Raw genomic sequence first — 13,725 nt, forward strand, 5'->3', positions numbered from 1 at the left:
CCAGATAACCTTCTCACGTGCCTCACGACGACAGACCCTCGACCCCCGCGACCCGTGTGGTCATCGCCGAGGACGAGGCGCTGATCCGCCTCGACCTGGCCGAGATGTTGGCCGAGGAGGGTTACGTCGTCGTCGCGCAGGCCTCCGACGGAGAGCAGGCGGTGCGGCTCGTCGAGGAGCATCTTCCCGACGTGGTGCTGATGGACATCAAGATGCCGAAGCTCGACGGCATCGAGGCGACCTCGCGGATCGCCGGGCAGCGGCTCGCGCCCGTCGTGCTGCTGACCGCCTTCAGCCAGCGCGAGCTGATCGACCGGGCGCGCGAGGCGGGAGCCATGGCGTACCTGGTCAAGCCGTTCCAGCAGTCCGACCTGCCGCCCGCCATCGAGATGGCCCGCAGTCGGTTCGCTGAGATGGCGGCGCTGGAGGCCGAGGTCGAGGACCTGGGAGAGCGCCTCGAGACCCGCAAGGCCGTCGAGCGGGCCAAGTCGGTGCTGCAGGGCGTCTACGGCATCAGCGAGGCCGAGTCCTTCCGATGGATCCAGAAGTCGGCGATGGACCTGCGGCTGTCGATGCGCCAGGTGGCCGAGCAAGTGATCGACAAGGGCTCCGAGACGCCGACCTGATGGTGTGACGAAGATTACAAATTGGCTACAACGGGCAATCCTGCGGCTTCCGTGACATGAATGACACACCGACGCGTTAGGTTCTGGTCATCCGCGTCGCCGTGCCCATAGGAGCGGCGACGTGACTCACGAGACAACCGGAGGATTGATGAAGCGCAGGAACACGTTCCGTGTCGCCGCCGTCGTCGCCGCGAGCGCCTTGGTGCTCTCGGCCTGTGGCGGCAGCGACGACAGCAAGGACGACGCTGCAGACACGCCCAACCCCGACAACTGCGAGGTCGACGACACCCAGGTCGAGGCGACCGAGCCCACCGTCGGCGGCGGCGACGGCGTCTTGACGATCGGCTCGCTGCTGCCGGCCACCGGCAGCCTGGCCTACCTCGGGCCGCCGGAGTACGCCGGCGTCGACCTGGCCATCGCCGACATCAACCGTGCCGGGGGGGTCTTCGGCGAGGACGTCGTCGGTGAGAAGGCCGACTCGGGCGACACCGACTCCGGCATCGCGCCGGCCGAGACCGACAACCTCATCAAGGCCGGCTCCGACGTCATCGTCGGCGCCGCCTCGTCAGGCGTCTCGATGACCGTCATCGACAAGATCTTGTCGGCCGGCGTCGTGCAGTTCTCGCCCGCCAACACTTCGACCGGCTTCGACAACGCCCCCTACGACGGCGAGGACCTGTACTTCCGCACCGCCCCGTCGGACATCCTGCAAGGCGCGGTCATGGCGAACCTGCTGCTCGAGGACGGCAAGCAGAACATCGCCATCCTCGCCCGTCAGGACGCCTACGGCGAGACCCTCGCGGCCGAGATCGCCAAGGGCGTGACCGAGGGCGGCTCGACCGTCGCCGGCACCGTCTTCTACGGCGAGAAGGCGCAGTCCTACGACTCGCAGGTCAGCGAGGTCGCTGCGCTCAAGCCCGACGCGATCGTCCTGGTGGCCTTCGAGGAGACCACCACGATCATTCCGCAGCTGATCCAGTCCGGCGTCGGCCCGGCCGACGTGAGCACGTACTTCGTCGACGGCAACACCGCGAACTACGGCGAGGGCGACACGGCCGAGCTGCCCGACGGAACCCTCGAGGGCACCAAGGGAACCATCCCCGGCGCCGAGGCGGGCGCGGGGTTCAAGGACTGCCTCGCCACGGTCGACGACGATCTCAAGGACTACGCCTACGCGGCCGAGTCCTACGACGCCGTGGTCGTGTCCGCCCTGGCGGCGCTCGCAGCCAAGAGCGACGCGGGCGTCGAGATCGCCAAGCAGATCCCGGCGGTCACCGAGGGTGGCGAGAAGTGCACCACGTTCGCCGAGTGCGCCAACCTGCTCGCCGAGGGCTCCGACATCGACTATGACGGCATCTCCGGCCCGATCGAGCTCGGTCCGACCGGCAGCCCGACCGCCGCGTCGATCGGCATCTACCAGTACGACGAGAAGAACAAGATCTCCTCGGTGGACTACATCGAGGGCGACATCTGATCGTCGATCCGGACAGGCGGGGCCCCGGACCTGGAATCGGTTCCGGGGCCCCGCTGTCATGTGGGGGTCAAGCCCCCTCGGACACGACACATGACGAGGCCCGCCCCCTGATCAGGGGGCGGGCCTCGTCATGAGATGCGGGGGAGACGCCTAGCTGGCCGCCTCCTCCTGGCCCAGGGTGCCGAGGTAGAGGGCGATGACCTTGGGGTCGTTCGCCAGCGCCTTGCCGGTGCCGGAGAAGGCCGTGCGGCCGTGGTCGAGCACGTAGCCGCGGTCGCAGATCTGCAGGCAGCGACGGGCGTTCTGCTCGACCATGACCACCGAGACGCCCGCGCGGTTGATGTTGCGGGTCTGCACGAACACCTCGTCCTGCAGCACGGGCGACAGGCCCGCCGAGGGCTCGTCGAGCAGCAGCACGGTCGGCTCCATCATGAGCGCGCGGCCCATCGCCACCATCTGACGCTCGCCGCCGGAGAGCGAGCCGGCCCGCTGCTTGCGACGCTCGCCGAGGCGCGGGAAGAGGTCGGTGACGAACTCGAAGCGCTCGGGGAACTTCTTCGGGTCGAGATAGCAGCCCATCTCGAGGTTCTCCTCGATGGTCAGGCTGGGGAAGACGTTGTTCGTCTGCGGGACGAAGCCGATCCCCTTGGCGACCAGCTGGTCGGCCCGCAGGTTGGTGATCTCCTCGCCCTGGAGGGTGATGCTCCCCTCGCGCACCTGGACCAGGCCGAAGAGCGACTTCAACAGCGTCGACTTGCCCGCGCCGTTCGGGCCGATGATGCCGACGAGCTCGCCCGGGTCGCAGTACAGATCGGCCCCGTTGAGGATGTCGACGCCGGGCAGATATCCGCCGATCACCGCGTCGGCCCGCAGAATCGCGTCCTGCGAGGCGGCCTGATGCGCCGCGCGTTCCGGCGAGGTGGTCTCACTCATCGGCGGTCTCCTCCTCCAGTGCGGACTCGGCCTCGCGTGCGAGCTTGTCCTCGTCGAGGTCGCTGAGGTCGGTGTCGTGATGGGCGCCGAGATAGGCGTCGATGACGCGCTGGTCGGCCATGATCTCGTGTGGTCGGCCCTCGGCGACGATCTGCCCCTGGGCCATGACGATGACCCAGTCGGAGATGTCGCGCACCATGTCCATGTCGTGCTCGACGAACAGCACCGACCGGCCTTCGTCGCGCAGCGACTTCACATGGCCGAGCAGCGACTGCTTGAGCGCCGGGTTCACGCCGGCCATCGGCTCGTCGAGCATGATCAGCTCGGGGTCGACCATGAGCGCGCGGGCCATCTCCAACAGCTTGCGTTGGCCGCCGGACAGCGACCCGGCGAAGTCCTCGCGCTTGGCGTCGAGTTTGAACCGGGCCAGCAACTCGTCGGCGCGCACCGTGTTCGCGTCCTCCTGTGCCTTCCACAGCCTGCTGAAGGGAGCCGACCAGAACCGTTCGCCGCGTTGGCCGACGGCGGCCATGCGCATGTTCTCGATGACGGTCAGCTTGGAGAGCACCTTCGTCAGCTGGAAGGTGCGGACCATGCCGAGTCGGGCCACCTTGTAGGCGGGCACGCCCTGGAGCGAGTGGTCGTTGAACGACCACTCGCCCTCGTCGGGGGAGTCGAAGCCGGTGAGCAGATTGAACAGCGTGGTCTTGCCCGCGCCGTTCGGTCCGATCAGCGCGGTGATGACGCCGCGCTGGATCTCGATGTGCTCGACGTCGACGGCTTTGAGGCCGCCGAACTGGCGGGTGATGTTGCTCCCGACCACGATGGGGTCGGGCTTGGCCGCTCCCGGGTCGGACGGCACGTCCGCGAGCGCCTGGACGGCGGGGGAGGAGGTGTCAGCGGGCATCGATCGCGATCTCCCTTCGATCGCCGAAGATCCCCTGGGGTCGGAAGATCATCAGCAGCATGAGTCCGACGCCGACCATGATGAATCGGGTGACGGAGGCCTGGTTCTCGTCCATCAGCCAGGTCGGCAGGAAGGCGGTCGCGGGATCGGTCGCCTGGTTGAAGAACGAGCCGAACCCCGCTAAAAGGAACCAGAAGATCATCGCGCCGACCACGGGGCCGAGGACGCGGGCCGCGCCGCCGATCAACAGGGCGGTGTAGGCGTAGAAGGTGATGTTCGTCGAGTAGTCCGACGGGACGGCCGACGCCTGCTTGAGGGCTAGGAAGACGCCGGCCAGACCGCCGAACACGCCGCCGAGGATCAGCGCCTGCATCTTGTAGGCGAAGACGTTCTTGCCGAGCGAGCGCACGGCGTCCTCGTCCTCGCGGATCGCTTTCAGCACGCGGCCCCAGGGGCTGCGCATGAGCGCCCACACCAGGAGGCAGCAGATCGCGACGAGCGACCAGCCGACGGTCACCGACCAGAGGTCGCCCCGGCTGAAGGAGAACAGCCCGAAGTCGAGTTTGCCGGTGTAGGGGTTGAGGTCCTGGTAGGTCTTGGCGTAGCCGGTCAGGCCGTTGGAGCCGCCGAAGACGTCCTTGGTCTCGACCGCGCCGAAGATGAGTCGCAGCAGCTCGGCCGTCGCGATCGTCGCGATGGCGAGGTAGTCGGCGCGCAGGCGCAGCGTCGGCATGCCGAGCAGCAGCGCCAGCAGCACCGGCATGAGCAGCGCGACGGCGATGCCGACCCAGAACGGCAGGTCGAGCGTGACGACGCTGACCGCCAGGCCGAAGGCGCCGACGGCCATGAAGCCCGCCTGGCCGAAGTTCAGCAGGCCGGTGTAGCCGAAATGCACGTTGAGTCCGATGGCCGCGAGGGCGAGGACGATCGCCTCGGGGCCGAGGGCCGCCGAGAACGCGGCGTCGATCAAGGTTCCGAAGTTCATGACGCTCCCTATCCGATCCTCTGCTTGCGGCCGAGGATGCCCTGGGGTCGGACGAGCAGGACGACGATGAGCACGACGAGGGCGCCGACCTCCTTGATGGAGCCCGGCACGCCGAACAGCGGCCCGACCTCGGTCATGATCCCGATGACGAGCGAGCCGAGCAGCGCGCCCCAGATCGTGCCGAGTCCGCCGAGGGTGACCGCGGCGAAGACCAGGAGCAGCAGCTTGTAGCCGCTGAGGAAGTTGACCTGGCTGTTGACGCCGAGCAGCACGCCGGCGAGCGCGCTGAGCGCGGCGCCGAGCACCCAGACCGACCGGATCACGCCGTCGACGCGCAGGCCCGAGGACGCCGAGAGCGCCGGGTTGTCCGAGACGGCGCGGGTGGCCTTGCCCAGACGGGTCTTCATCAGTCCGACGCACACCAGCGCGATGACCGCGACGGAGATGACGATGATGCCGATCTCCTTCGGCGCGAGCGAGATGAAGCCGTAGTCCTGGCGCTGCTGGGTCGTGTACTCGCTGTAGGAGCGGGTCGAGTCGCCGAAGGCGTATTGGAAGACGTTGCGCAGCAACAGGCCCAAGCCGATCGAGACGATCATCATCGCGATGACGCCCGTGCCGCGACGGCGCAGCGGCCTCCAGAGGGCCGCGTCCTGCGCCCAGCCGAAGGCCGCGCCCGCGACCACCGCCAGCACGCCGGCGAGGATCACCGGGAGCCCGAAGCCCTGGTTGAACACGTAGGTCATGATCGCGCCGAAGGTGATGAGCTCGCCGTGCGAGAAGTTCGTCAGCCCGGTGGTGCCGAAGATCAGCGACAGGCCCAGCGCCGCCAGGGCGATGATGAGCCCGAACTTCACGCCCGAGATGAGGCTGGTCTGGAAGCGGGAGGCGAAGGAGTCCTTCTCCACCTCCCCGACGCCGATCTGGAACTGCACCGACTTGGGCGTCTTGAGCATCACGCGCTGCGGCTCGGAGGTCGCGCTGCCGCTGAGCTCGGCGTCCTTCGGGAGCGTCTCGGCGTCGAGATGCACCACATAGGTGCCCTTGCCGGGCAGCGGGATGTCGACCTTGCCGTCCTCGTCGGTCTCCTCGCGGCCGATCTCCGCCCCGCTCTGGTCGGTGACCGAGATGGTCACGCCTTCGACCGGCGCGGGTTCGCCGTCGGCGGCGTTCGCGCTGTCGACCAGCGCGACGCTGATGGCGTAACCCGTGTCGGAGTAGTCCTCCGCGGGGCTGGGCGTCGTGGTCGCGGACGCGGCCATCGGCGCCAGGGTCAGCAGGAGGGAGAACGCCAAGGCGAAGGCGACAGAAAGTCTCCGGTGCACACCGATCTCCTGAGTCGTCGTCGGGCCGTGAGAACCCGGGCGCCGAGTGACGCCGTGGGCGAGCTTAGTGCGGCGGTGGGTCGCCGGGAGGTCGGCTGACGTCACGATCAGGTAACGGTTTGGTTGCGACCTCCGTGGCCGCGCCCTCGCTGGCCGCGCCCCCACGTCACGGGAACGCGCCGGAGGCGACGCCGTAGGGTGGTCGCCGTGGACCGACTGCTGCTGATCGACGGTCACTCGGTGGCCTACCGCGCCTTTTACGCCCTCCCCGTGGACAACTTCGCCACGACGACCGGACAGCACACCAACGCGGTGTTCGGTTTCACCTCGATGCTCATCAACGTGCTGCGCGACGAGCGGCCGACGCACGTCGCGGTCGCCTTCGACGTCTCCCGGCAGACCTTCCGCACCGCCGAGTACAGCGAGTACAAGGCCAACCGCAGCAAATCGCCCGACGAGTTCAAGAGCCAGGTGCCGCTCATCCAAGAAGTGCTCGACGCGCTCGGCGTGCGCACCTTCGAGAAGGACGGCTACGAGGCCGACGACGTCATCGGCACGCTCAGCCGCCAGGCCGAGGAGGCCGGCATGGAGGTGCTGATCTGCTCCGGCGACCGCGACTCCTTCCAACTCGTCACCGACCGCACCACGGTGCTGTACCCGCGCAAGGGCGTCTCCGACCTCGCCCGCATGACGCCGGAGGCCGTCGAGGAGAAGTACGGGGTCCGCCCCGAGCAGTACCCCGACGTCGCCGCGCTGGTCGGCGAGCAGAGCGACAACCTGCCCGGCGTGCCCGGAGTCGGCCCGAAGACCGCCGCGAAGTGGCTGAACACCTTCGGCTCGCTCGCCGAGCTGGTGAACCAGGTCGACCAGATCAAGGGCAAGACCGGCCAGTCGCTGCGCGACCATCTGGAGGACGTCCAGCGCAACCGTCGGATCAACGCGCTCGTGCGCGACCTCGACCTCGGGGCCGACGTCGCCGAGCTGGCGTTCAGCACCGAGTGGAACCGCGAGGCGATCCACCGGGTCTTCGACGCCCTGGAGTTCGCGGCGCTGCGCACCCGCCTGTTCGACTACCTCGGCGGGGGCGACGAGGGCGTGAAGGCCGAGACGACGGTCGAGGTGGAGGTCGACATGCCCGGCGAGGGCGGGGTGGCCGCCTGGCTCGACGAGCACGCCCCCGCCGGGACGCTCGCGGGCGTGGACGTGACCGGGGTGGCCCGACCCGTGGGCGCGCGCGTCGACACGGTCGCCGTCGCGACGGCCGCGGGCCGGGCGCTGTGGATCGCCACCGACGCCCTCGGCCCCGAGGACGACGCCGCGCTCGCGGCCTGGCTGGCCGACGCCGACCGGCCGAAGGTGCTGCACGACGCCAAGGGGCAGCTGCACGCCCTCGCCGCGCAGGGCTGGACCACGCGCGGCGTCGTCGCCGACACGGCGCTGGCGGCGTACCTGCTGCGCCCCGACCAGCGCGCCTACGACCTCGGCGACCTCGTCCTGCGCCATCTCAAGCGGGAGATCACGCTCGGCGAGGACTCCGGCCAGCTGGCCTTCGACGACGACTCGGCGGGATCGGAGGGCGCGGCGCAGCGGGCGCACGCGGTGCTCGACCTCTGGGAGGTCCTGTCGGCGGAGTTGGAGCGCCGTGAGGAGCTGTCCCTGCTGCACGACGTCGAGCTGCCGCTGGTCGACGTGCTGTTCGCGATGGAGCAGGCCGGCATCGCCATCGACGGCGAGCATCTGGACGGGCTGCACGCCGACTTCACCTCGCGCATGAACGACGCGGCCGCGCGGGCCTTCGAGTCCATCGGCCGGGAGGTCAACCTCAGTTCGCCCAAGCAGCTGCAGGACGTCCTGTTCAACCAGTTGGACCTGCCGAAGACGAAGAAGACCAAGACCGGCTACACCACCGACGCCGACGCCCTGCAGTTCCTCTACGCCACGTCCGAGCATCCGTTCCTGGCGCACCTGTTGACCCATCGCGACGTCATCCGGCTGCGTCAGACCGTCGAGGGGCTGCAGAAGAGCGTCAGCCCCGACGGCCGGATCCACACGACCTTCGCGCAGACCATCGCGGCGACGGGTCGGCTCAGCTCGGCCGACCCGAACCTGCAGAACATCCCCGTCCGCACCGAGCTGGGCCGCCGCATCCGCGAGGTGTTCTGCGTCGGCGACGGCTACGAGACGCTGCTGACCGCCGACTACAGCCAGATCGAGATGCGCATCATGGCGCACCTGTCGGAGGACGAGGGCCTGATCGAGGCGTTCAAGTCCGGCCAGGACTTCCACACGGTGATGGCCTCGCGGGTCTTCGGGCGCGCGCCGGAGGAGATCGACGGCGGTCTGCGGGCCCGGATCAAGGCGATGAACTACGGGCTGGCCTACGGCCTGTCGTCGTACGGGCTCGGCCAGCAGCTGGGCATCTCGCCGACCGAGGCGCAGGTGCTGATGGACGACTACTTCGCGACCTTCGGCGGCGTGCGCGACTATCTGCACGGCGTGGTCGAGGAGGCCCGCAGCACCGGCTACACGGCCACGATGCTGGGCCGCCGCCGCTATCTGCCCGACCTCGGCAGCGACAACCGCCAGCGTCGGGAGATCGCCGAGCGCATGGCGCTCAACGCGCCGATCCAGGGCTCGGCCGCCGACCTCATCAAGGTCGCCATGCTCGGCGTCCAGCGCGCGCTCGACGCCCAGGGCCTCGCCTCACGCCTGCTGCTGCAGGTCCACGACGAGTTGGTGTTGGAGGTCGTGGCGGGGGAGTGCGACGCGGTCGAGGCGTTGGTCCGCGAGCAGATGGCCGCCGCCGCCGACCTGTCTGTCCCGCTCGACGTCTCCGTCGGCGTCGGCCGCACCTGGCACGCCGCCGGCCACTGACGCCCGAGCGCTCAGACCACCGCGCCGTTGTCGTCAGGCTTGCGGTACTTGGGGGAGCGGCCGTCGTCGATGTGGGCGTAGGGGTCGGAGGCCTTCGGCTTCTTCGCCTCGTCCTCCGGCCAGCGTTCCTCCAGGACGATGGCCAGCGCCGAGGCGGTGAAGACCGTCGAGAGCATGCCGAGGCTGAGGCCCAGCAGCAGCGCGATGGCGAAGTCGGTCAGCGAGTCGCCGCCGAGGAAGGCGAGCGCGGCCAGGATGAAGATCGCGCCGAGGCCGGTGTTGACCGTTCGCGGCAGGGTCGAGGTGATCGCGTCGTTGACGACCTCGCGGAGCGGACGTTTCCGGTTCTCCCCGCGATGCTCGCGGATCCGGTCGAACGCCACGATGGTGTCGTTGACCTCGAGGCCGATGATCGACAGGACGGCGGCGAGGAACACGCCGTCGATCTGCTTGCCCCACCAGGCGAAGACGCCGAGCACGACGAGCACGACGGTGACCATGGAGATCTGGGCGGCGAGCGCGAACGTCCAGCGGAAGCGCCACGCCAGATAGAGCATCTGCGCTCCGATGGCGATGGCGAAGGCCCACAGCGCCTTGTTCCGCAACTCCTTGCCGAGGCTCGCGGTGACCTGCTCGTCGCGTTCGACGGTCGTCTCGCCGCCGATCTCGCTGATCGCCGCGGTGATGGCGTCGGCCTCCTCGTCGGTGACCTTGTCGACGCGCACCGTGAGGTTCTCCTCGATGCCGTCGCTGGAGGACTCCTGTACGACCGCGTGCGGGAAGCCCGCGTCGGACAGGGCCTCGCGGGCGTCGTCGACGTCGACCGTCTTCGCCGTCGAGTACTCCAGGAGGCGTCCGCCGGTGAACTCCACGCCCAGTTCGAGGCCGCGGACGACGACGCCGCCGAGCGCCACCGCGGCGACGACGACGGTGACGAGCAGCCAGGTGCCGCTGCGCTTGGTCAGATTCGGCGGGCGCTCCTCGAGCCAGCGGCGCACCGCGCCGCTGGAGCTCACGCCGCTCAGCTTCGGGCGCTTCTGGACGAAGCGGCGGTTGGCCGCCCACTCCGACAGCACGCGGGCGATGACCAGCGCGGAGACCATCGAGGCGATGGTGCCGATCGCGAGGGTGACGCCGAAGCCCTTGACCGGGCCGGTGGCGAAGAAGAACAGCAGTCCGGCCGCGATGATCGTGGTGACGTTGGAGTCGATGATCGCCGACCAGGCCTTCTCGAAGCCGGTCTTCACCGACACCGGCAGGGCGCGGCCGTCGCCTTGACGCCGCACATACTCCTCGCGCGCTCGTTCGAAGGTCAGCACGTTGGCGTCGATGGCCAGGCCGATGGCCAGCACGAAGCCGGCCAGGCCCGGCAGCGTCAGCGTCGAGCCGATGCCGACCAGCAAGCCGTAGGAGATGAGCGCGTACGACGCGAGGGCCAGCGTCGCCATGAGGCCGAGCAGGCGGTAGACGACGACGATGAACAGGCCGGTGAGCGCGATGCCGATGATCGCGGCCTTGACGGAGGCGTCGATGGCGGCCTTGCCGAGGGTCGGGCCGATGGTGCTCTGGTTGATGATCTCGACGTCGACCGGCAGCGCGCCGCCCTTGATGAGCGCCGCGAGGTCCTGGGCCTCGGCGGCGCCGAAGTTGCCGGTGATGCTGGTCTGTCCGCCGCCGCCCGAGGTGCACAGGTCGGCCTGGACGGTGGGGGAGGAGATGACCTCCTGGTCGAGGACGATGGCGATCCGGCCGGTGCTGGTGCCCGAGCAGGCTTGCTGGACGAGTTGCTGCCAGCCGGACTGGCCGTCGCCGGAGAACTCGACGTTGACGTTCCACTGGTTCGTCTGGTCGATCACCGCGTTGGCGTCGGAGAGGCCGTCGCCGTCGACGAGCGTGGGGCCGAGCAGCAGGTTCGCGCCGGTCTCGTCGGGCAGGAGCTGCTGGCCCTCGGTCAGCTGGTCCGCGCTTTCCGGGGCGACGTCGGTGCTCAGCACGTCGTGGAAGGTGAGCTGCGCGGTGCTGCCGATGGTCTCGGCGGCCTTCTCGGGGTCCTGCACGCCGGGCAGTTCGACGATGATGCGACGCTCGCCGGAGCGGGTGATGGTCGGCTCGGACACGCCCAGGGCGTCGACGCGGCCGCGCAGCACCTCCAGCGCGCGGTCGGTGGACTCCGCGTCGGCCTTCACGCGCTCGGTGTCCTGGGTCTCCATGACGATCTGAGTGCCGCCTCGCAAGTCGAGTCCGAGTTGGGCGGACTGCGTGTAGGCGAGCGCGAACGTGCCGGCGAGAATCGCCAGGGCCACGATCGCGCGCCAGAAGGGGGCGCTCTTGGTCATCGGTGGGCTTCCGTCGGATCGGGCAGAACGACGCGACCGACACAAGAGCCGGTTGCGAGGTGAGCATAGCCACGCCCGCTAATCTCCCGGCATGGCGACCCGACGACTCGGACACAGCGGCATCGACGTCTCGACGGTCGGCGTCGGGTGCAACGCCTTCGGCGAGCGCGTCGACGCCGACGGAGTCCGGGCGGTCGTCGACGCCGCGCTCGACCACGGCGTGACCTTCTTCGACACCGCCGACGTCTACTCCTTCGGCGCGAGCGAGGAGCTGCTCGGCGCGGCGCTGGCCGGCCGGCGCGACGAGGCGGTGGTCGCCACGAAGTTCGGCATGGACATGGCCGGACGGCTCGGCGACGACGGCGGACGCCGCGGGTCGGCCGACTACGTGCGGCGCGCGGCCGAGGCGAGCCTGCGCCGGCTCGGCGTCGACCACCTCGACCTCTACCAGTTCCACACGCCCGACCGGGAGACCCCGCTGGAGGAGACGCTGGGCGCGCTCGGCGAGCTGGTCGAGGCCGGGCTCGTGCGCGCGGTGGGCTGCTCCAATATGGTCGCCTGGGAGGTGGTCGACGCCCACTGGCGGGCGAAGGCCGCGGGCGTGCCCGGCTTCGTCACGGCGCAGAACGAGTACTCCCTCTACAACCGGAGCGCCGAGGTCGAGCTGCTGCCCGCGTGTGCGGCGCTCGACGTCGGGGTGCTGCCCTACTTCCCGCTCGCCTACGGCCTGCTCACCGGCAAGTACGTGCTGGGCCGGGCCGCCCCGGCGGGCTCGCGCCTGTCCCAGGACCGTCAGGCGCACCGGCTCGCCGGGGCCGACTGGGACCGGGTGGCCGCGCTCCAGGCCTTCGCCGACGATCACGGCGTCGACCTGCTGACCCTCGCGATCGGCGGGCTCGCCGCGCAGCCCGCCGTGGCCAGCGTCATCGCCGGCGTCTCGCGACCGGAGCAGGTCGCGGCCAACGTCGCGGCGGCGTCCTGGGAGCCGGACGACGCGACGCTGCGGGAGCTGGCGACGATCGGCGCGCCGACGCAGTCGTACACGACGTACGCGACCTGACCGACCGGTGTCGCGGCCTCGTCGGGTCTACGATCAGCGTGTGACTGAGGACAGCGCGGTCGTCGACGTCGGGCCGGTGGCCCATGGCGGTCACTGCGTGGCCCGGATCGACGGGCAGGTCGTCTTCGTCCGGCACGCGCTGCCGGGCGAGCGCGTCCGCCTGCAGATCACCGACCGGACCGCGAGATTCCTGCGCGCCGACGCCGTGGAGGTGTTGGAACCCTCGCCCGACCGGGTGACGCCGCCGTGCCGGTGGGCCAGCCGTTGCGGCGGCTGCGACTTCCAGCACGTCGACCCCGCCGGGCAGCGACGCCTGCTGGGCGACGTCGTGCGCGAGCAGTTGCGTCGGCTGGCCGGGATCGACTGGGACGGCGAGGTCGAGGCGGTCGCGCCCGAGCTCGGCTGGCGCACCCGCATGCAGTACGCCCGGGGCGCCGACGGTCGGCTCGGCCTGCGCGGACACCGCTCCCACGAGGTCGTGCCCATCGACCACTGCCAGCTCGCCCATCCGGGGCTGCCCGACGTGTCCGACCGCTCCTGGGAGGCTGAACGGGTCGAGACCTCCGTCTCGTCGACCGGCCAGCGCGCGGTCGTGGCCGACCGGCGCCGGGTCGAGGGGCCGCGCAGGTTGACCGAGCAGGTGCGGCATCGTCGCTTCCGGGTCGCCGTCGACGGCTTCTGGCAGGTGCATCCGAAGGCCGCCGAGACGCTGGTCGACGCGGTGCTGGCCGCCGCCGAGCTGCGTCTGGGCGACCGGGTCGCCGACCTGTACGGAGGCGTCGGCCTGTTCTCGGCCTTCGCCGCCGAGCGGATCGGCCCGAGCGGCCGCCTGGTGAGCGTCGAGGGGGACAAGACCGCCTCCGCGCTCGCCCGGGAGAACCTCGCCGACCTGCCGCAGGCGACGGTTCGGCAGGGGCCGGTCGAGCGGGTGGCCGCGTCGATCGGCCGACGCGACGTGGTGATCCTCGACCCGCCGCGCGCCGGGGCGAAGAAGGCGTTGCCCTCCATCGTCGGGCTCGGGGCGCGGCGCCTCGTCTACGTCTCCTGCGACCCGGCCTCGCTGGCCCGCGACCTCGGACGTCTGGCCGACGAGGGCTACCGACTGGCCGGCCTGCGGGCCTTCGCGCTGTTCCCGATGACCCATCACGTCGAGTGCGTCGCCGTGCTCGACGGACCGACCCCCGCGGAACGAGAGAGGGACTGAC

At 70.1% G+C, this 13,725-nt stretch carries 10 protein-coding genes; 5 read left to right on the forward strand and 5 right to left on the reverse strand.

The annotated features are described in order from the left end of the window. Positions 1-17 precede the first annotated feature (17 nt). Both QM621_RS11375 and QM621_RS11380 read left to right on the forward strand, forming a co-directional pair. Entirely contained in the window at positions 18-626 is a 609-nt protein-coding gene (locus tag QM621_RS11375; RefSeq protein ID WP_414990497.1) for an ANTAR domain-containing response regulator, read from the forward strand. A 121-nt stretch (positions 627-747) separates the two neighbouring features. Further along, positions 748-2,100 carry an ABC transporter substrate-binding protein gene (locus QM621_RS11380; protein WP_414990498.1) on the forward strand — a complete coding sequence of 451 codons (1,353 nt, stop codon included), beginning with the start codon at positions 748-750 and terminating at the stop codon, positions 2,098-2,100. A 150-nt stretch (positions 2,101-2,250) separates the two neighbouring features. Here the strand turns inward: QM621_RS11380 and QM621_RS11385 are convergent, their stop codons facing one another. From QM621_RS11385 to QM621_RS11400, 4 genes are read right to left on the reverse strand one after another with little or no spacing between them, the layout of a single operon-like run. Continuing rightward, the gene (locus QM621_RS11385) at positions 2,251-3,033 is read right to left on the reverse strand and encodes an ABC transporter ATP-binding protein (protein ID WP_414990499.1); all 783 of its coding nucleotides are present in this window, start codon (positions 3,031-3,033) and stop codon (positions 2,251-2,253) included. Further along, a complete protein-coding gene (locus QM621_RS11390; RefSeq protein WP_414990500.1) occupies positions 3,026-3,940 on the reverse strand; it encodes an ABC transporter ATP-binding protein in 915 nt (304 codons plus the stop codon). The genes QM621_RS11385 and QM621_RS11390 overlap by 8 nt, the downstream gene beginning before the upstream one ends. Beyond that, entirely contained in the window at positions 3,930-4,925 is a 996-nt protein-coding gene (locus QM621_RS11395; RefSeq protein WP_414990501.1) for a branched-chain amino acid ABC transporter permease, read from the reverse strand. The genes QM621_RS11390 and QM621_RS11395 overlap by 11 nt, the downstream gene beginning before the upstream one ends. 8 nt (positions 4,926-4,933) lie before the next feature. Beyond that, positions 4,934-6,187: an ABC transporter permease subunit gene (locus QM621_RS11400; protein WP_414990502.1), complete on the reverse strand. Its 1,254-nt coding sequence runs from the start codon at positions 6,185-6,187 to the stop codon at positions 4,934-4,936. Between the two features lie 261 nt (positions 6,188-6,448). Here QM621_RS11400 and polA point away from each other — a divergent pair, with 261 nt between their 5' ends. Then, the gene (polA, locus tag QM621_RS11405) at positions 6,449-9,124 is read left to right on the forward strand and encodes a DNA polymerase I (protein WP_414990503.1); all 2,676 of its coding nucleotides are present in this window, start codon (positions 6,449-6,451) and stop codon (positions 9,122-9,124) included. A gap of 11 nt (positions 9,125-9,135) precedes the next feature. Here the strand turns inward: polA and secD are convergent, their stop codons facing one another. Then, the gene (gene secD / locus QM621_RS11410; protein ID WP_414990504.1) at positions 9,136-11,460 is read right to left on the reverse strand and encodes a protein translocase subunit SecD; all 2,325 of its coding nucleotides are present in this window, start codon (positions 11,458-11,460) and stop codon (positions 9,136-9,138) included. Between the two features lie 91 nt (positions 11,461-11,551). Here secD and QM621_RS11415 point away from each other — a divergent pair, with 91 nt between their 5' ends. Together QM621_RS11415 and QM621_RS11420 are read left to right on the forward strand one after the other, a co-directional pair. Further along, positions 11,552-12,520 (forward strand): aldo/keto reductase, encoded by a 969-nt coding sequence (locus QM621_RS11415; RefSeq protein ID WP_414990505.1) that lies wholly within the window; start codon positions 11,552-11,554, stop codon positions 12,518-12,520. 40 nt (positions 12,521-12,560) lie between these two features. Then, positions 12,561-13,724 (forward strand): class I SAM-dependent RNA methyltransferase, encoded by a 1,164-nt coding sequence (locus QM621_RS11420; RefSeq protein WP_414990506.1) that lies wholly within the window; start codon positions 12,561-12,563, stop codon positions 13,722-13,724. Position 13,725: the final 1 nt, after the last annotated feature.

This window comes from Aeromicrobium sp. (assembly GCF_047606445.1).
Taxonomy (GTDB): domain Bacteria; phylum Actinomycetota; class Actinomycetes; order Propionibacteriales; family Nocardioidaceae; genus Aeromicrobium.

Excerpts from the sequence above, each read along its gene's own strand:
- QM621_RS11395 (WP_414990501.1), bottom strand. The coding sequence starts at position 4,925 with ATGAACTTCGGAACCTTGATCGACGCCGCGTTCTCGGCGGCCCTCGGC.
- QM621_RS11390 (WP_414990500.1), bottom strand. The coding sequence starts at position 3,940 with ATGCCCGCTGACACCTCCTCCCCCGCCGTCCAGGCGCTCGCGGACGTG.
- QM621_RS11385 (WP_414990499.1), bottom strand. The coding sequence starts at position 3,033 with ATGAGTGAGACCACCTCGCCGGAACGCGCGGCGCATCAGGCCGCCTCG.
- QM621_RS11400 (WP_414990502.1), bottom strand. The coding sequence starts at position 6,187 with ATGGCCGCGTCCGCGACCACGACGCCCAGCCCCGCGGAGGACTACTCC.
- QM621_RS11415 (WP_414990505.1), top strand. The coding sequence starts at position 11,552 with ATGGCGACCCGACGACTCGGACACAGCGGCATCGACGTCTCGACGGTC.
- secD (WP_414990504.1), bottom strand. The coding sequence starts at position 11,460 with ATGACCAAGAGCGCCCCCTTCTGGCGCGCGATCGTGGCCCTGGCGATT.